This window comes from Streptomyces sp. NPDC058401 (assembly GCF_042722885.1).
Lineage (GTDB): Bacteria > Actinomycetota > Actinomycetes > Streptomycetales > Streptomycetaceae > Streptomyces.
On record NZ_JBHXKA010000071.1, the window covers coordinates 1 to 18,296 of the forward strand.

The 18,296-nt window shown below is 72.4% G+C and carries 13 protein-coding genes; 6 read left to right on the top strand and 7 right to left on the bottom strand.

What is annotated here, in order from left to right; all coding sequences use genetic code 11:
- The first annotated feature begins 237 nt into the window (after positions 1-237).
- The 5 genes from ACFWNV_RS24470 (at position 238) to ACFWNV_RS24490 (ending at position 6,188) form a co-directional block, all read left to right on the top strand.
- Complete coding sequence (locus tag ACFWNV_RS24470) at positions 238-1,929, top strand: purine-cytosine permease family protein (RefSeq protein WP_383950841.1); 1,692 nt, start codon at positions 238-240, stop codon at positions 1,927-1,929.
- A 160-nt stretch (positions 1,930-2,089) separates the two neighbouring features.
- On the top strand, positions 2,090-2,302 hold the full coding sequence (locus ACFWNV_RS24475; RefSeq protein ID WP_383950844.1) for an SPOR domain-containing protein: 213 nt from the start codon (positions 2,090-2,092) through the stop codon (positions 2,300-2,302).
- Between the two features lie 41 nt (positions 2,303-2,343).
- The gene (locus ACFWNV_RS24480) at positions 2,344-2,808 is read left to right on the top strand and encodes a (deoxy)nucleoside triphosphate pyrophosphohydrolase (protein WP_383950847.1); all 465 of its coding nucleotides are present in this window, start codon (positions 2,344-2,346) and stop codon (positions 2,806-2,808) included.
- Positions 2,809-2,973: 165 nt separating this feature from the next.
- Positions 2,974-3,402, top strand: a complete 429-nt coding sequence (locus tag ACFWNV_RS24485; protein WP_383950850.1) for an ATP-binding protein — start codon at positions 2,974-2,976, stop codon at positions 3,400-3,402.
- A 185-nt stretch (positions 3,403-3,587) separates the two neighbouring features.
- Complete coding sequence (locus ACFWNV_RS24490) at positions 3,588-6,188, top strand: SpoIIE family protein phosphatase (RefSeq protein WP_383950909.1); 2,601 nt, start codon at positions 3,588-3,590, stop codon at positions 6,186-6,188.
- A 127-nt stretch (positions 6,189-6,315) separates the two neighbouring features.
- Here the strand turns inward: ACFWNV_RS24490 and ACFWNV_RS24495 are convergent, their stop codons facing one another.
- The 4 genes from ACFWNV_RS24495 to ACFWNV_RS24510 form a co-directional block, all read right to left on the bottom strand.
- Complete coding sequence (locus ACFWNV_RS24495) at positions 6,316-7,035, bottom strand: PspA/IM30 family protein (protein ID WP_266880921.1); 720 nt, start codon at positions 7,033-7,035, stop codon at positions 6,316-6,318.
- A 53-nt stretch (positions 7,036-7,088) separates the two neighbouring features.
- The gene (locus ACFWNV_RS24500) at positions 7,089-9,197 is read right to left on the bottom strand and encodes a TPM domain-containing protein (protein WP_383950912.1); all 2,109 of its coding nucleotides are present in this window, start codon (positions 9,195-9,197) and stop codon (positions 7,089-7,091) included.
- Positions 9,198-9,326: 129 nt separating this feature from the next.
- Complete coding sequence (locus ACFWNV_RS24505) at positions 9,327-12,716, bottom strand: protein kinase (RefSeq protein ID WP_383950854.1); 3,390 nt, start codon at positions 12,714-12,716, stop codon at positions 9,327-9,329.
- 84 nt (positions 12,717-12,800) lie between these two features.
- Positions 12,801-13,574, bottom strand: a complete 774-nt coding sequence (locus ACFWNV_RS24510; RefSeq protein WP_383950856.1) for a succinate dehydrogenase/fumarate reductase iron-sulfur subunit — start codon at positions 13,572-13,574, stop codon at positions 12,801-12,803.
- A gap of 143 nt (positions 13,575-13,717) precedes the next feature.
- On the opposite strand from ACFWNV_RS24510, the gene ACFWNV_RS24515 reads away from it, so the two are divergent.
- On the top strand, positions 13,718-14,989 hold the full coding sequence (locus tag ACFWNV_RS24515; protein ID WP_383950859.1) for an RNA-guided endonuclease InsQ/TnpB family protein: 1,272 nt from the start codon (positions 13,718-13,720) through the stop codon (positions 14,987-14,989).
- On the opposite strand, the gene ACFWNV_RS24520 is transcribed toward ACFWNV_RS24515, so the two are convergent.
- The 3 genes from ACFWNV_RS24520 to ACFWNV_RS24530 all read right to left on the bottom strand — a co-directional run bounded on the left by ACFWNV_RS24520 (position 14,955) and on the right by ACFWNV_RS24530 (position 18,039).
- Positions 14,955-16,868 (bottom strand): fumarate reductase/succinate dehydrogenase flavoprotein subunit, encoded by a 1,914-nt coding sequence (locus ACFWNV_RS24520; protein WP_383950862.1) that lies wholly within the window; start codon positions 16,866-16,868, stop codon positions 14,955-14,957. The two genes, ACFWNV_RS24515 and ACFWNV_RS24520, sit on opposite strands and share 35 nt — an antisense overlap.
- A complete protein-coding gene (locus ACFWNV_RS24525; protein ID WP_383950865.1) occupies positions 16,868-17,689 on the bottom strand; it encodes a hypothetical protein in 822 nt (273 codons plus the stop codon). The genes ACFWNV_RS24520 and ACFWNV_RS24525 overlap by 1 nt, the downstream gene beginning before the upstream one ends.
- A 119-nt stretch (positions 17,690-17,808) precedes the next feature.
- Positions 17,809-18,039: a hypothetical protein gene (locus tag ACFWNV_RS24530; protein ID WP_383950868.1), complete on the bottom strand. Its 231-nt coding sequence runs from the start codon at positions 18,037-18,039 to the stop codon at positions 17,809-17,811.
- Between the last annotated feature and the right edge of the window lie 257 nt (positions 18,040-18,296).

Below are 18,296 nucleotides of genomic sequence, written 5' to 3' on the forward strand. Positions count from 1 at the left end.
TTTTTTATATGCGACCGCCCCGCCGGGGTTTTGTGGAGCTGGGGGGGGGGGGCGGCCCCCCGCAACGGCGGCGCGCCGGAACGCTTCGGCGGGAACCCCGCCGGGTGGGGGCACCGGTAGGCGGACGTCGGGGTCCGCGGGGCGTAACCCCGTCGTGACGCGGGGGCCGGGGGTGTAACCCCCGGGCAATGCCCAAGCGTGACGGGCCGTCACGGAAGCGGCCTACCTTCCGGCGGTATGACCGATACCGTCACCCCCGCCCCGGCCCCCGCGGTGCAGCCACCCCGTCGGAGCTACGCCAAGCTCGCCGCAGACGAGAGCCGCGAGGACTACTCGCTCAGATACGCGCCCCACTCCTTCCGCCGCTGGGGCCCCGGCACCGTCGCCGGCACCGCCCTCGGCGGCATCGCCTACCTCGCCGACTTCGCCATCGGCGCCTCCATCGTCTTCGCCTACGGCTTCACCAGCGGGGCCGCCGCGATCCTGGCCGCCGCCGTCGTCATCTTCCTGACCGGCATCCCCATCGCCCGCGCCTGCGCCAAGTACGGCCTGGACATGGACCTGGTCACCCGGGGCGCGGGCTTCGGGTACTTCGGCTCCACCCTCACCTCGCTCATCTACGCCTCGTTCACCTTCATCTTCTTCGCGCTCGAAGGCTCGATCATGGCCCAGGCCATGCACCAGGCCGTCGGACTGCCGGTGGAGATCGGGTACCTGCTCACCACGCTGATCGTCATCCCGATCGTCTTCAAGGGCATGGGCGCCCTCGCCAAGGTGCAGGCCTGGACCCAGCCGATCTGGCTGATCGGGCTGGTCCTGCCGTTCCTCGTGCTCGCCTTCGAGGCCCCCGATGCCTGGGGCGCCTTCGCGCACTTCGGCGGGACGGAAGGGGCCGGCTCCGGCTTCTCCTGGATCGGCTTCGGCTTCGGCACCGGCATCGCGCTCTCGCTGATCGCGCAGATCGGCGAGCAGGCCGACTACCTGCGGTTCATGCCCGCCAAGACCCCGGCCAACAGCCGCCGCTGGAACCTCGCCGTGCTCGCCGCCGGCCCCGGCTGGGTGATCATCGGCGCCGCCAAGCAGCTCGGCGGCGCCTTCCTCGCCTTCGTCGCCCTGGAGGCCGTCGGCAAGACGCACGCGCTGGAGCCGATCGCCCCGCAGCTGGAGGCGCTGCGCCCCTGGCTCGGGGGGCTCGCACTGCCCGTGGCCGCCCTGTTCGTCATCGTGTCCCAGGTCAAGATCAACGTCACGAACGCCTACAGCGGCTCGCTGTCCTGGTCGAACTTCTTCTCCCGGGTCACCCACCGCCACCCCGGCCGGGTCTGGTACATCTTCCTCAACCTCGGCATCGCGCTGACGCTGATGGAGCTGAACATGTTCGCGATGCTCGGCAAGCTGCTGGGCTTCTACTCCAACGTCGGCATCGCCTGGATCGTCGCCGTCGCCGCCGACCTCGTGATCAACAAGCGGCTCGGGCTCAGCCCGCCGTACATCGAGTTCAAGCGCGCCTACCTGTACTCGGTCAATCCGGCCGGTTTCGGGTCGATGGTGATCGCTTCCACCGTCTCGATCCTCGCCTTCTTCGGCCTTTTCGGGACATACGCCGAGGCCTTCTCCACCTTCATCGCGGCCGGACTCTCCCTCGTCCTGTGCCCGTTGATCGCCTGGGCGACGAAGGGGAAGTACTACCTGGCCAGGCCGAACACGGTCAACGGCCCGGACGTGGTCGTCGAGGACGTCACCGCCACGCACGTCTGTTCCGTCTGCGAGTCCGCGTACGAGCTCCCGGACATCGCCGACTGCCCCGTCGTCTCCGGCCCGATCTGCTCGCTCTGTTGTTCCCTCGACGCCACCTGCGGGGACGTATGCCGCAAGGAGAACCCGGGTGGCGCGGTGATCCTTCCGCTGCCGACCGTGCGCGGGGTCTGAACCGGCGCGCACGGCCCACTCGTACGCATGGCCGGATGCGTACGCCTGCGAGGTACCTCTTCGTGAAAAACCGTATCCGCTGAGTAAAGGTCGGGCGTAGGCTCGGGCATATGCGCAATGCGGTTTCCCGGGCAGGTACGTCGGCGGAGGGTGAAACGCGATGAACGACAGCGGTGCCCTGCTCCCGTGGCTGGTCATACGTGAGGACGACAACGGCAACCGCTACCGGGTCGGCCGGTACTCCACCCGGGCAGAGGCCCAGAAGGTCGCCGACAGCCTCGAAAGCAGAGGGCACAAGCAGCTCTACTGGATCGAGCGGATGGGCCAGGTGGGTCAGGACACCACCGCCGGCCGGACCGGCACGAGGAACTGAGCGGTGCGGCGCACCCGTCGCCGCTGCCATAGGCTCCGTCCATGACTGTACGAGTGGTCGTGGGCGGAGCCCTTTGTCATGAGGGGCGCCTGCTGGCCGCCCGCCGGAGTGCGCCCCCGGAGCTGGCCGGCCGCTGGGAGCTCCCGGGCGGCAAGGCCGAGCCGGGCGAATCCGTACCCGAGGCGCTCGTGCGCGAGCTGCGCGAGGAGCTCGGCGTCGAGACCGAGGCGCTGGAGCGGATCCCGGGGGAGTGGCCGCTGAAGCCCGGCCTCGTCCTGCACGTGTGGACGGCCCGGCTGCTCTCGGGCGATCCGCTCCCGCTGGAGGACCACGACGAGCTGCGCTGGCTCCGGCCCGAGGAACTGGACTCCGTGGACTGGCTCGACCAGGACCGCCCGGCCGTCGCCGAGGCGGGCCGCCGGCTGAGCGCGGGAGCGCGGGGCGGCCCGGGCGGTCACGGCGGCCCGGGCGTTCACGGCGGCCGGGGCGTTCGCGGGGGCGCGTGACGCGCACGCGCTAGGCCGTCTGCGCCACAGTGCGCCGGTCCGTGGGGGACCGAGTGGTACGACGCCGCGAATATCGGGTATGTCGCTATTAATCCCTATCTCGTACTTGTCCCCCGTGGTTCTGTCCCTGTCGAACCGGACTGGGGTCGCCAGCCGGCCCGGGAAGTGATCGGCGTGATCGACACAGACGGTGAATGCGCCGAATGGGCCTTTCCCGCCGAACCGGGTGCCGTCCGCACCGCCCGCCACGCGGTGCGCGGCACCCTTCGCGACTGGGGTCTCGACTCCGTCGGCGACGTGACCGTCCTGCTGGTCAGCGAGCTGGTCACCAACTCCCTGCGGTACGCCTCGGGCCCCATCGGGGTCCGTCTCGTACGGCGCAATCCGGCCGCCGCCGAGGCTCGTCCGGGTCCGGCACTTCTCGTGGAGGTTTCGGATCCGCTTCCGGATCCACCCCGCGAACGCACCGCCGCACCCGACGACGAGGGGGGTCGCGGACTCCATCTGGTGGCCGTCTCGGCACAGCGCTGGGGGACCCGTCACGGGAAGTCGGGGAAGACCGTGTGGTTCGAATTGGCTCTTCCTGGTGAGTAACAAGGTGAGGGGCAGCCGACGATCACACGGCCTGGCCGGAAAACAACGGGATCTTTTTGTGATCGCGAAGGCCGTGTCGTAGAGCGCCGTGGTGCTGAATACTTCGGTCATGGCCGGTCCGGTTGCGGTGAGCTGGAGGGGACGGTCGCGTGAGCGAGATACCTGCACAGGCACATCAGGCCCGTGTGCCCGGGGAAGCGTCTGGGGAGACCTGGCGCGACTCCCTGTGGCACAGCAGCCCGCCTGGCTCGATATATGACTACATAAAGGTCGCTTCCTTCTCGATCGGGCCCGACGGGCTCATCGACCAGTGGAGTCTGCGCGCCGAAGAACTCTTCGGGCTGACCGCCGGCGAGGCCGTCGGCCGTGACCCCGTCGACGCCTTCATGCCCCCGGAGCTGCGCGCCGGCGCCCACCGCAGGGTTGCCGAGATTCTCGACGGCAAGGAATGGACCGGCCTGATCCCCTTCCGGATCCCCGGCGGCGACGGTGCGCACGGGGTGGCCGAGATCTATGTGATGCCGACCCAGACCGAAACCGCCGAGCGGGCCGCGCTCTGCGTCGTGGTCGACGTCCGCGCACTGCGCCGGATCGAATCCGATCTGGCCGCCTCGCAGGCGATATTCGGCCAATCTCCCTTCGGGTTCCTGCTCTTCGGTACGGACCTCACCGTGCAGCGGGCCAACCGCCGCTTCGCGACCGTCTTCGGCGGCGCCGCCGAGGAACACCGCGGCCGCACCGTCCACGACTACCTCCCCGCGCACGAGGCCGACCGGATGGCCGAAGCGCTGCGCAGGTGTCTGGACACCGGCGAATCGGTCAACGACCTCCAGATCACCGGCGCCGCCCCCGGCAGCCGGGACAACCGCCACTGGTCCATCAACCTCTACCGGGTCCACGGCGGCACCGGCCGTCCCATCGGAGTCGCCGGCATCGGCATCGACGTGACCCGCCGCCACCTCGCCGCCCGCGAGGCCGCCGGGGTCCGGCGCAACCTGGCCCTGCTCAACGAGGCCGGACACCGCATCGGCAACTCCCTCGACCTGGAGACCACCGCCCGCGAACTCCTCGACGTCACCGTCCCGGGCTTCTGCGACCTGGCCGCCGTCGACCTCTACCAGGGGCTGCTGCTCGGCGACGACGACCGCCCCGCCCGCCCGCAGGGCCCCGGCGTGCCCAGCCTGCCCGGCTACGGACCCGGACGCGCGCCCTCGGCGCCGCTGCGCCGGGTGGCCTTCTCCTCGGCCGTGTCGGACGCCCCGCTGTCGGGTCCGGGCGCGCTGGTCTCCGTAGGGGAGGTGCACCGGTACCCGGCCGGATCGCCGGGGGCCTTCGCCCTGCGCACGGCGCGGCCCCGGCTGGTGGAGGGCGGCGGACCCGACTCCGGGGACCTCGTCCAGTCCACCCTCGTCGTCCCCCTGGTCGCGCACGACACGGTGGTCGGACTCGCGCAGTTCTCCCGCACCAAGGGCAGCGAGCCCTTCGGCGAACGCGACCGGGCGGTCGCCGTGGAGCTCGCCGCGCGCGCCGCCGTCTGCATCGACAACGCCCGCCTCTACCGGCGCGAGCACGAACGCGCGCTGATACTGCAGCGCAGCCTGCTGCCCCCCGGCGACCCGGAGGCCGCCGGACTCGACATCGCCTGCCGCTACCTGCCGGGCAACGCCGCCACCGAGGTCGGCGGCGACTGGTTCGACGTCATCGAGCTGCCCGGGCACCGCACGGCGCTGGTCGTCGGCGACGTCATGGGCCGCGGACTGCGGGCCGCCGTGGCCATGGGCGAACTGCGCACCGCCGTACGGACCCTCGCGCTGCTGGACCTGGAACCGGCCGAGGTGCTGACCGCGCTGGACGAGATCGCCCGGGGCCTCGGCGCACCCGGCGGCTCCCAGCAGGCCTCCCGGGCCGCCCTGCACTCGCGGGACGCCGACCGCTCCGAGGTGTACCTCGCCACGTGCGTCTACGCCGTCTACGACCCGGTCACCCGGCGCTGCACCATCGCCAACGCCGGCCACATGCCGCCCGTACTGGTGGAACCGGTGGAGGAGGGCGGCACGCCCCGCCCCGGCCTGCTGCTGGAGATCCCCACCGGAATGCCGCTGGGCGTGGGCGGGGAACCCTTCGAGGAGGTCGAGGTCGAACTCCCCGAGGGCGCCCTGCTCGCGCTCTACACCGACGGGCTGGTCGAATCCCGGACCCACCCCCTGGAGGAGGGCCTGCGGGGCCTGCGGGACGCGCTCGCCGACCCCTCGCGCCCGCTGGAGGAGGTCTGCGACCACGTCCTGAACACGCTCGACACCCGGCACGGCGAGGACGACATCGCCCTGCTGATGGCCCGGGTCCAGGGCCTCCCGGTGGACGCGGTCGGCGACTGGCAGCTCCCGCGCGAGGCCCGCTCCGTGGGCCGGGCCCGCGAGCTGGCCCGGGCGAAGCTGCCCGCGTGGGGCCTGGAGGGACTGCTCGACACCACGGAACTCCTGGTGAGCGAGCTCGTCACCAACGCCCTGCGCTACGGCGAGGGCGAAATCAGGCTGCGCCTCCTGCTGGACCGCACCCTCGTCTGCGAGGTCTGGGACGCCAACCTGGTCCAGCCCCGCCGCCGCCGGGCCCGCGACACCGACGAGGGCGGCCGCGGCCTCCAGCTGGTCGGCCTGCTCTCCGCGGGCTGGGGCACCCGCCGCACCCACCGGGGCAAGACGGTCTGGTTCGAACTCCCGCTCCCGGGCGCGGTGGCCGAATCGGTGACGGAACTCTCGGCGGAGCAGCTGCTGAGCATGTACGGGTGAGCACGGCCGGGTGAGCACGGCCGGGTGAGTACGGCCGGGTGAGCACGGCCGGGTGAGCACTCCGGAGTCGTCGTGGAATCCCTGGTGGCCGCCCCCTGACAGGGGGCGGCCCGTACCCGTGGGGCCGTCAGGCGGCCTTGCCCGCCTTCAGGGCGGCCAGGCGGGCCTCGATCTCCGAGGTCTTGCCGAGGTCGTCCAGGGACTCGAACTGCGCGTCCAGGGAGGAGGCGGCCAGCTCCTGCTTGCCGAGGGCCATGGCCTCCTCGCGGCGGACCTTCTCCTCGAAGCGGCCGATGTCGCTGGTCGGGTCCAGCACGTCGATGTTCTTGACCGCGTCCATCATCGTGTTCTGGGCCTGCGCGGTCTTGGCCCGCGAGACCAGCTCGTCGCGCTTCGCCGTCAGCTCCGTCAGCTTGGTCTTCATCGAGTCCAGGCCCGACTTCAGCTTGTCGACCACCTCGGTCTGGGCGGCGATCGTCGGCGCGGCCGTTTTCGCCTCCTTCTCCGACTGCATCTGGCGGCCGAGGGCGACCTTCGCGAGGTTGTCGAACTTGTCGGCGTCGGCCGCCGACCCGGAGGCCCGCAGCTCGTCGGCCTTCTTGCTCGCCGCGAGGGCCTTGCCGCCCCACTCCGCGGCCGCGTCCACGTCCTCCTTGTGGTCCGCCTCCAGCATCCGCAGGTTGCCGATGGTGGTGGCGACGGCCTGCTCCGCCTCGGAGATGTTGTTCGTGTAGTCGCGGATGAGCTGGTCCAGCATCTTCTGCGGGTCTTCCGCCTGGTCCAGCAGGGAGTTGATGTTGGCCTTGGCGAGCTGGGTGACGCGGCCGAGGATGCTCTGCTTGCTCATGTGCTCTGTCTCCTTGGGAGGGGGAGGGGGAGGGGCTGTGAAGGGAGTACGTGTCAGAAGCGGCCGCCGCCGCCCATGCGGCCGCGGGTGCCGCCGCCGCCGAAGGAGCCGGGGCCGCGTCCGCCGCCCCCGCCGCCCCCGCCGAAACCGCCGCCGAAGCCCCCGCCGCCTCCGCCGCCGAACCCGCCGCCTCCGCCGCGGCCGCCGCCCAGGATCTCGCCGAGGATGATCCCGCCGAGCACCGCGCCGCCCATGCCGCCGCCCTGCTGCCGGCCGCCACCGCCGTACGGGTTCTCGTAGCCCCGAACGTCCTGTTCGGCCAGCTGCTGCGCCTGGCGCGCCAGCGAGTCCGCCTGCTGGGCCTCGGCGAGCGCGCCCGCCGGGTCCGAGCCCGCCAGGGCCGTGGACCGCTCCAGGTGCCGCTGGGCCTCCGCCAGCCGGGTCCGGGCCTGGCTGCCGATCGCACCCCGGCTGGTGGTGATGTAGTCCGTGGCCGCGCCGATCGCGCTGCGCGCCGTGAGCAGGGCCTGGTCGAGCAGGGCCGCGGCCCGCTGCCGGCCCGACTCCCGCTCGCGGGCCCCGGCCAGCGCCTCGTCGAGGGCCGCGTCGGCCTCCTCCACGCGGCGCAGCGCGTCCATCGGGTCGTACCGGCCGGCGCCCTGCTCCTGCCGTACGTCGGCCAGTACGGCCTCCGCCCGGCTGATGCGGCCGCGCAGATCGCCGGTCGAGCCCTCGGTGGTGCCGGTCAGCAGCCCGCGCGCGTCGGCGAGGTCCGTGTCCGTCTCGTTGAGCGCGCCCGGCAGCTTCCCGGCCGCCTCCGCCAGCTCCTGCGCGCGCCGCTCCACCGCGTCGACCAGGGTGGCCGCCTGGTCCACGGCGCCCTCGGCCGCCCGGACGTGCACGGCGGCCTTGCCGTTGTCGCCGGAGTCGATGGCGGCGCGCGCCTCGCCGAGGCTGGTCGTCGCGAACAGCAGCCGGTCCTTGGCCTGTTCGGGGTTGGAGGCCACCGGCGCCGCCGCGGAGTCCGCGTACTGGCGGCCGAGCGCCGTCAGGGTCGCCTCCGCCGTGGTCGTACGGCCCGTCAGGGCGCGGAAGTGGGCCTCGACGGTCGCGAGCGCCTGCGGGGCGTTCTTCTCCAGGTCCCGCAGCCGGTCGAAGTCCGCCGACTCGGCGTCGAGCCGCCGGCTCGCCTCCGTGCAGCGGGCCACGATCTCGTCGAGCATCCGGCGCCGGGTCGCGTCGTCCTCCGGGTAGGCGTCGTCGAGCTGCTGGCGCAGCCGGAACGCGGCCGTCAGCTCGCCCTTCCCGAACTCCACCGCCTGCGTGAAGGCCGCCACCGCCTCCTCGCCGAACTGCGCCGTGGCGAAGCCGAGTTCCTCGGTGCTGGTGCGGATCGCGTCGTCGGTCTCCACCAGCAGGGCCTTGGCCCTGGCGTCCAGCTCCGGCAGCGGGACGGGGGCGGGCCCCTGCCCGGACCAGCCGGTGGTCTTCGCGCCGCCGCCGCTACCGCCGCCCGCCTGCTTGCGCTTGCGGCGGGTGTACGCGTACGCCCCGAGGGCGCCGGCCGCACCGACCGCGACCACCGGGAGGACGAAGTCCCCGGCGCCGCTCTCACCGCTCGCCGCGGCGCCTCCGGGATCGGCCTCACCGGGCACGACGGCCGGCACCGGCACGGGCTGCCCGCCCAGGACCGCGTCGTAGCCGTTGGCGGCGCCGATCGCGGCGCCCGCCCAGTCGTTCTGCTTGAGGGCCGGCTCGATCGCGGTCTGCGCGACCGCCGCGAGCTGCTCCTTGGTGAACCCGGAGTCGACATCGGCCGAATAGGCGTACTGCCGGGCCCCGGTGGCGACGGCCAGCAGCACGTCGTTCTGACCGAGGCCGTTCTTCTGGGCGGTGGCATCGGCCCAGCTCTGCGCGGACCGGCCGGAGAAGTCCCGCACGTACGTGACGAACAGCTGGACCTTCCGGTCCGCGTACAGCTTGTCCAGCGCGGCGGTCACCTCGGGCCTGCGATCGCCCAGGGCCCCCACCCGGTCGGTGATCTGCCCCTGCTGCGACAGGGTGACGGGATCGTCGGCCCGCGCGACCGGGGCGGTGGCCGTCACCCAGCCGGTGACCGCGAACAGCCCGGCGGCGAGGGCGAGGCCGGTCCGGACGGGTATCCCGGTGGTGGCGCGTCTCTTCGTGCTGCTTCGCGTCCTGCTCTTCGGCGGAGTCACATTTCGGAGGGTATGGGTGGTTCAGTGCCCCCGCACCCGGAGTCGTCCGGCACCGGGTGCGGGGGCCGGCGGCTACGGCAGCCGGTACGCCGAGAGGGTGGGCCGGGACAGTACGAGGCGCTCGCCGACCAGCAGGGTCTCGCCGTCGGAGGAGGCCGGGTGCTCCCACGTGCGCTGCGTCATGCCCGTCCGCGTGTCCAGCGCGCCGACGTACGGATCCGTGGTTCGGCCGAACCGGCCGCGGCGGCCGCCGCTCCGGACGTCGACGTACAGGGCGCCCGCCCGCAGGCCCAGGAACCGCAGCGCGCACTGCGGACCCCGGTGCCGGGTCAGCGCACGCTGCCAGCGCAGCGCCCCGGTCCCGGCGTCGAGCGCGACGACCCGGTCCCCGCCCAGGCCCGGATCGTACGAGGCCACGTACACCGTGCCCGCTTCGATCAGCGGCCCCTCCACGGCCTGGCCCACGTCGAACCGCCACAGGTGCCGGCCGGTGCTCCGGCGCAGGGCGATGAGGAAGGGGCCGTCCAGGAAGTGGACCGGGTCGTCCCCGAGGTCCTGCTTCCCGTACACCGCGAGGTTCGCGGGTGAATCCACGGACCAGGACCACACCGCGCGGCCGGTCGGCAGATGCAGTGCCTGGAGCAGCCGGGAGTCCTTCAGGAGCAGGCAGTCGCCCACCGCCGCCGGTGACCGGGCGCCGGGGTCCGGGAGGGAACGCCGCCACAGCACGTCGCCGGTCGCCGGTTCCAGAGCGGTGAGATCGCCCGGCGCCCCGTGCAGCAGCACCGGGCCGAGGTTGTGCAGGGGCCGCCGCTGCGGCAGGTCCCGCCACCAGCGCACCCGGCCGTTCTCCGGCTCCCGGGCCACCAGCCGGACCCCGGGCCCGTCGGTGCGCGACACCTCGACGTAGACGGTGCCGGCATCGGCGACGCAGGACACCCGCATCCGCCGCTGCCCCGGAAGCCGGGGCGCCCCGCTCACCCCCTCGTCGGCACGGGCCGTCCAGTGGATCGTGCCCGTCTCAGGGTTCAGGAAGGCCACCTCGGTTCCCGACCGCCGCACGAGGTGCCCGCCGGCCGCGCGCAGTTCGTCCGCCATCGCGCCCCCGGACCAGGCGAGCTTTCCCGGCGCGGGACTGCGGTAGCCGGTCCCGGCCGGTGCGAAGACGACCGTCGTCCCGGGCGACAGCGGGGTCCCCGGGTCGGCGGACACCGCTGTCAGCCAGGGCGTGCCGCCCCCGGCCGCGTACGTCCACGCGGCGGCGAGCAGTTCGCCGGCCCGTTTTGCGGCGTCGGGCAGGCTCCGGGCCCGGCGGGCCCGTTCCGCGGCGTGGCCCAAGTCCTGCTGCGCCGGGGCGGGCGCCACGACCCGTTCCCGGGCGCCGGCCAGGGTGGCCGCACCATGGCTCGCCTTCTCGTCGGCGGCCGCCTCCAGCCGGCCCCGCAGCAGGGCGGCCGCCCGGCCGCGCAGCCGCTCGGCGTCGACGTCCCGTCCGCTCGCGGCGTGCCGGTCGGCCTCCTCCCGCAGCCAGGAGGCCCGCTCGGACAGGGCCGGGGGCAGCGCCGCCTCGGCCTGCTCCAGCACGCGCGCCGCGCCCTCGTGGTCCTTGGCGGCGGCGAGGTCCTCCGCCAGCTGGCACAGGACCAGCAGCCGGGCCACCGCGTCGCCGATCCGCCCGGTCAGTTGCAGGGCCGCGGGCAGGTCCCGCACCCCCATGGCCAGGACCATCTCGTACGTCTCGGCCGCCCGCTGGCCGGGGTCGGCAATGAAGTCCAGGTGCAGCCGGGTCCATTCGGGGTCGGAGGCGATCGCCGCCTTCTGGATCCGGTCGATCAGCGGCCTGTCCTCGGGGTTGTTCCCGAGGTGGTACTCGGCGATCTGGCGAGCCTGCTCGGGGTCGAACCTGAGCAACTTCCCGGCCACCTCCCGCAGCAGGCCCGCCCGGTCGGGGTCGGGCACCGTGAACAGCGCCTGGTGCGCGTCCGTCAGCAGCCGGCGGGACCGGGCCGGGGCGTGCGCGGCGGTGTTCCCGGCCAGCCGGAGCAGATGCCGGGCCACCCGCGCACCGTCGTGACGGCCCGCGGCCCACGCCGCCGCCTCGGCGTCGCGCAGCAGGCGGCGGGCCAGATCCGCGTCGAAGCGGGCCGCGGTGTCGGCGGCCGTGCCCAGGATCTCGATCGGGGACTCGCTGTCGGCGGGCAGCAGCAGGAGGGTGTCCTCGACCTCGGTCAGCAGGTCCCGCAGGAACTGCTGCCCCGCGCCGGTCACGGCCGGTCCCCGGTCCCCGGCGACCGGCTCGCCGACGGCCCTGTCTTCGGTCACGGCCGGGGACCCGCGCCCGTGCCCGTGTGCGGCTTCGCCCGCGACCTCGTACGCGCCCAGGGCCCCGCTCGTGCCCGGCGCCCCGCCCCCGGTCGCTGCCCCGGTCGCTGCCCCTGCCCCGTCCCCGTCCCCTGCCCCGCCCCCGGTCCCGTCCCCGTCCCCGGTCCCGTCCCCGGTCCCGTCCCCGGTCCCGTCCCCGGTCCCGTCCCCTGCCCCGCCCCCGGTCCCGCCGTGGCCGCCGTCCCCCGGCGGGGGTGCGGCCGTCTCGTCCGGGGCCGGCTCCGGGGCCGGCTGCGTGGCCGCTGTGGGGGCCGCCGAGGAGCTGCCCAGCAGCCCCCGCAGCGCCTTCGCCACCGCCGCCGCCGACTCCGGCCGGTCCTCCGGGGCCTTCTCCAGCAGCTGCAGCACCAGCCGCTCCACCTCCGGGGCGACCGGGGCGCCGGCCACGCGCAGCGGGAGCGGCGGGTCCTCGATGTGCCGGCGCATCAGGACGTACGGGCTCTCGGCCTCTCCGAAGGGCGCCTCCCCGCTCAGCAGCGCGTAGAGCACGCCCCCCAGCGCGTACAGATCGCACCGCGCGTCCACCCGCTCGCCCCGCCACTGCTCGGGGGCCATGTACGGCGGGCTGCCGAAGATCCTGCCGGTGACCGTCCAGCCGGCCGTGGCGTCCGAGGAGTGCGCGATGCCGAAGTCGCAGATCTTCAGCCGGCCCCCGGGCAGCAGGAAGAGGTTGGCCGGCTTCAAGTCCCGGTGGATCACCGAGCGTTCGTGCGCGGCGGCCAGCGCCTCGGCGGTCTGTGCGGCGAGGTCCAGCGCGACCGCCACCGGCATCCCGCCCGGAGCCCGGACCAGCGCCGTGCGCAGATCCTCACCCGCCAGCAGCTCCATCACGATGAAGAGCCGCCCGTCCTCCTGGCCCACGTCGTGCACCACGGTGATGCCGGGGTGCTGGAGCCGTGCCCCGATGGTGGCCTCGCGCCGGAAGCGGGCGACCAGTTCGTCGTTCGTGGCCGCCTCCAGCAGTACCTTCACCGCCACGGCCCGCTCCAGCGCCGTGTCCTGTGCCCGCCACACCTCGCCCATGCCGCCCTGGCCGAGCCGCTGTTCGAGGCGGTACCGGTCCGCCAGCTGATCCCCCACCCGCACCGCGAATGCCCCCTGACTTCACGTCAACGACGTTGCTCAGGGGGCATTCTGTCCTGCCAAGTGAACGATTGGGGGCGGCTATTGACCGGAGCGACGCCCGATCTTGTTGCCCAGCCACACCAGCGGGTCGTACTTGCGGTCCACGGCCCGTTCCTTCAGCGGGATCAGGGCGTTGTCGGTGATCTTGATGCCCTCGGGGCAGACCTCCGTGCAGCACTTGGTGATGTTGCAGTAGCCGAGCCCGTGCTCCTCCTGCGCCGTGCGCTTGCGGTCGAGGCCCGCCTCGGCCGCCGCGTCCAGCGGGTGCATGTCCAGCTCCGCCACCCGCATCAGGAAGCGCGGACCGGCGAAGGCCGCCTTGTTCTCCTCGTGGTCGCGCACCACGTGACAGGTGTCCTGGCACAGGAAGCACTCGATGCACTTGCGGAACTCCTGCGAGCGCTCCACGTCGATCTGCTGCATCCGGTACTCGCCCGGAGCCACCCCCGCGGGCGGCACGAACGCGGGCACCTCGCGCGCCTTCTGGTAGTTGAAGGACACGTCCGTCACCAGGTCGCGGACGACGGGGAAGGCCCGCAGCGGGGTCACGGTGATCGTCTCCTCGCGGGAGAAGGTCGACATCCGCGTCATGCACATCAGCCGCGGCCGCCCGTTGACCTCCGCACTGCACGAACCGCACTTGCCCGCCTTGCAGTTCCAGCGCACCGCCAGGTCGGACGCCTGGGTGGCCTGGAGCCGGTGCACGATGTCCAGGACCACCTCCCCGTCGTTCACCTCCACGGTGAAGTCGCGCAGCTCACCACCCTCCGCGTCGCCCCGCCAGATCCGGAACGCGGCATCGTAGCTACTCATTGAGTCCTTCCTCGGGGGCGCTGGACTTCTGCTCGAGTGAGAGTGTGGCCCGCCATGGTGGCCGCGGAACGCTGGAAGTCTGGTCGCATATGTGATGACCTGCGCTTTCTTGCGTTGTCAGTGGCCCGGTCTAGGTTGATTGCATGACGACACTTCAAAAGTCGGAGGGCGCTGGATACAGCAGGTTCACCTACCGGCTTCGGGTGTCTTCCAACGCGCTCGCCAAGCTGTTGGGTGAGTGGGCACGGTGTCGATGGACATGGAACGAGTGCTGCGCCCGATCGAGAAGGGCCGGCGCCGAGGGCGAGATGTGTGGCCCGGCCCGGCTGGACAAGATGCTCACCGAGGCGCGCATGGCGAATGCGTGGCTTCGGGAGGGTTCCTCGGTTCCGCAGCAACAGGTGGTACGGGACTTCGGAAAGTCCCGTACCAAAGCCCTGAAGGACATCAAGGCACGGTTGCCGATGGGGCAGCGAGCAGGGATGCCCAAGTACAAGAAGAAGGCCAAGGCGGATCCGAGCCTCAACTACACCCGGCGCGGTTTCCGGATCAAGAACGGTCGCCTGCATCTCGCGGGGGGCATCGGACTGACCGTTGTGTGGTCCCGTGAACTTCCGGCGGAACCCTCGTCGGTACGGGTCTGCCGTGACGGCCTCGGTCATTGGTACGCGTCCTTCGTCCTCCCCGTCGAAGGCCAGCCCTTGCCCACCACCGGCAAGGTGATCGGGATCGACTGGGGCGTGAAGGAGACCGCGACCACCACAAGTGAAGCCCACGACCTCCCCCACGCCGAGCACGGCCGGAAGGCTGCCGCAGGGCTCGCCCGCTATCAGCGAATGATGGCCCGGCGGAAGCCTACGAGGGGCAAACCCGGCTCCAGGGGCTACCGGGCCGCGAAGAAGCTGGCGGCGAAGCTCCTCAAAAAGGTGGCCCGGCAACGCCAGGACACCGGGCGAAAGTGGGCCAAGGCAGTCGTCCGCGGCCACGATGCCCTGGCGGTTGAGGACTTCCGCCCGAAGTTCCTGGCCAGGTCCACCATGGCCCGCAAGGCAGCCGATGCAGCCATCGGTGCTGCCAAAACGGCGCTGGTCGAGATGGCCCGCAAGCACGGCCGTGCCGTGCACCTTGTCCATCCCGCGCACACCACCATGGACTGCGCGCAGTGCGGAGCGAGAACCAAGCACGCACTACCTCTCTCTGAACGAACCTATGCCTGCACGGCGTGCGGAGCTGTGTCCCCCAGGGACAAGAACTCCGCCCGTGTGATGCTGGTCCGGGCTGGTCTCAACCCGGCTGGTGCCGATCGTGTAAGAGCTGACGGACCGCAGGTCCACAGCCGACGTGAGCCAGGAATTCCCGCCCCTTCGGGCGGGAAGGGCGTCAATCGTAGAGCTCCTCTTCGGCGAGGTACTTGACCAGCTCTTCCTTCTCGAAGAGCGCGAGCAGGTCGGATCGGATGGGATCGGTGCGCACCCGGGTCAGTTCGATCCGGTCCGCCGCGGGGTCCGAGGGGGCGGGATCGACCGGTCGGCACAGCAGGTTCACCGGCCGCCAGGAGCGCTCCATCGCCGGGCAGTCCTCGCGGGTGTGGCCGCCCCGGCTCTCGGTGCGCTCCAGGGCCGCGCGGGCCACGCACTCGCTGACCAGCAGCATGTTGCGCAGGTCCAGGGCCAGGTGCCAGCCCGGGTTGAACTGCCGGTGCCCCTCGACCCCGGCCCGGGAGGCCCGTAGCCGCAGGGCCGAGAGCTTTTCCAGGGCCTGGGCCATCTCGCCCTCGCGGCGGATGATGCCGACGAGGTCGTTCATGGCCGTCTGGAGCTCCTGGTGCAGGGTGTACGGGTTCTCCGCGCCCTCGGCGGCATGGAACGGGGCCAGCGCCTCCGCGGCCGCCGCGTCGATCTGCGCCTGGGACACCTCGGGCCGCCCGCCGACGGCCGGGGCGTCCCGTGCCGCGTACTCGGCGGCGTGCAGCCCGGCCCGGCGGCCGAAGACCAGCAGGTCGGACAAGGAGTTCCCGCCGAGCCGGTTCGAGCCGTGCATCCCGCCCGCGACCTCACCGGCGGCGAACAGGCCCGGCACCCCGAGGGTGGCGGCGGTGTCGGACTCGACCGCGATGCCGCCCATCACGTAGTGGCAGGTCGGGCCGACCTCCATCGCCTCCGCGGTGATGTCCACGTCCGCCAGCTCCTTGAACTGGTGGTACATCGAGGGCAGCCGCCGCTTGATCCTCTCGGCCGGCATCCGGGTGGACACGTCGAGGAACACCCCGCCGTGCGGGGACCCGCGCCCGGCCTTGACCTCGGAGTTGATGGCGCGGGCCACCTCGTCGCGGGGGAGCAGCTCGGGCGGACGCCGGTTGTGGTCCGGGTCCTCGTACCAGCGGTCGCCCTCCTCCTCGGACTGCGCGTACTTCTCCTTGAACACGTCCGGGATGTAATCGAACATGAACCGCTTGCCCTCGCTGTTGCGCAGCACCCCGCCGTCGCCGCGCACCGACTCGGTGACGAGGATCCCCTTCACCGAGGGCGGCCAGACCATGCCGGTCGGGTGGAACTGCACGAACTCCATGTTCAGCAGCGGGGCCCCGGCGAGCAGCGCCAGCGCGTGGCCGTCGCCCGTGTACTCCCACGAGTTCGACGTGGTCTTGAAGGACTTCCCGATCCCGCCCGTGGCCAGCACCACCGCGGGGGCCTCCAGGACGAAGAACCGGCCGCTCTCGCGCTCGTAGCAGAAGGTCCCGGAGACCCGCTCGCCGTCCTTGAGGACGCGGGTGACCGTGCACTCCTGGAAGACCTTGAGCCGGGCCTCGTAGTCCCCGTACTCCTTGAAGTCCTCCTGCTGGAGCTGGACGATCTTCTGCTGGAGGGTGCGGATCAGCTCCAGCCCGGTCCGGTCGCCGACGTGCGCGAGCCGCGGGTACTCGTGGCCGCCGAAGTTGCGCTGCGAGATCTTCCCGTCGGGCGTCCGGTCGAAGAGCGCGCCCCAGGTCTCCAGCTCCCAGACCCGGTCCGGTGCCTCCTTGGCGTGCAGCTCCGCCATCCGCCACTGGTTCAGGAACTTGCCGCCGCGCATCGTGTCGCGGAAGTGGACCTGCCAGTTGTCGCCCTCGTTGACATTGCCCATGGAGGCGGCGATCCCGCCCTCCGCCATCACGGTGTGGGCCTTGCCGAAGAGGGATTTGCAGATCACGGCCGTACGGGCGCCCCGCTCGCGCGCCTCGATCGCGGCCCGCAGCCCGGCGCCGCCGGCCCCGACGACGACCACGTCCCACTGCTGCCGTTCCACTTGGGTCACTAGAAGATCCTCGGGTCGGTGAAGGCGCCGCTGGCCAGCAGGTACACGTAGAAGTCGCACAGGGCCACGCTGATCAGCGAGGCCCACGCCAGCTGCATGTGACGGGTGTTCAGTCGGCTGATCCAGCCCCACAGGCGGTAGCGGACCGGGTGCTTGGAGAAGTGCTTCAGGCGGCCGCCCATGATGTGCCGGCAGGAGTGGCAGGACAGGGTGTACGCCCAGATCAGCCCGATGTTGACGAGGAACAGCAGGGTGCCGAGGCCCATGTGGCCCCACGCGTAGTGCTCGTCGCGGAAGGTCAGCACGGTGTCGTAGGTGAGGATGCCCGCGACGGGCAGCGCCGCGTAGAAGAAGTAGCGGTGCATGTTCTGGAAGATCAGCGGGAAGCGGGTCTCACCGCTGTACGAGGCGTGCGGCTCGGCGACGGCGCAGGCGGGCGGCGAGGCCCAGAAGCCCCGGTAGTAGGCCTTGCGGTAGTAGTAGCAGGTCAGCCGGAAGCCGAGCGGGAAGACCAGGACCAGCAGCGCGGGGGACAGGCCCCACCAGCTGCCGAAGAGGTCGAGGTTCGGGCCGCCGCGCATGTCCGCGCAGTTCTCCGCGAGGCACGGGGAGTAGAACGGGGAGACGTACGGCGCCGCGTAGTAGTCGGCGTTGGCGAAGGCCCGCCACGACGAGTAGACGATGAAGGCGAGCAGCCCGGCCGCGGTGCCGGCGGGCGAGAGCCACCACCGGTCGGTCCGCAGGTGCCGGGCCGCGATCGCGGCCCGCGAGGCGTCGTGGACGCCGCCGGACCGTGGGGATGGTTGGGTGCCTGTGGCCAAGGGGGACTCCGGGTGGAGTGATGAGGGGTGCCCCGGGGGCCCGGCCGCCCGTCGCTGCGGGTGACCGGGTCCGGCGGGGCGGTGGGGTGTGCGCGAGAGGTGGGTCAGGGGCGCGTGGGTCAGGGCGCGCGGCGGTCGCGGCCGCCGAGGCCTTCGTCGTCCGCGTCCGTCCACAGCGTGCTGTCGTACGGGGTGTCCGGGACGCTGACCATGGCGCCCCCGCCGGGAACCCGGGAGGCGGCCGGTGCCGGGCGGGCCGTGTTCGCGACGTCGCGCTCCAGCTGCTCCACCGAGCGGACCAGCTCGTCCAGATTGCGCCGTACGGCCGTCAAATCGTCGTGCAGGGACATGATTTGCCCTCACTTCCGCTGGGTGCGGTGGCAACGCTCATGTGCGCCTGCGAGTGTCGCGCCTCCCGTCCCCCGTTGTGAAGGGACGTGCAGCGATTGCAGGCGCGCAGGCTCGGACCGTGCGCCCCTCCTGCCCCCGATTTCGTCCCTCCTACGGGGGAACGCCCGCCCGGAAGGCAAGCCGGATTGGTCCGCACGGGTGGGGTTCGCGGCGTGGCGGCGGTCGGCTGCGGTGGGTGCGGCGGGGTGTCGATTTC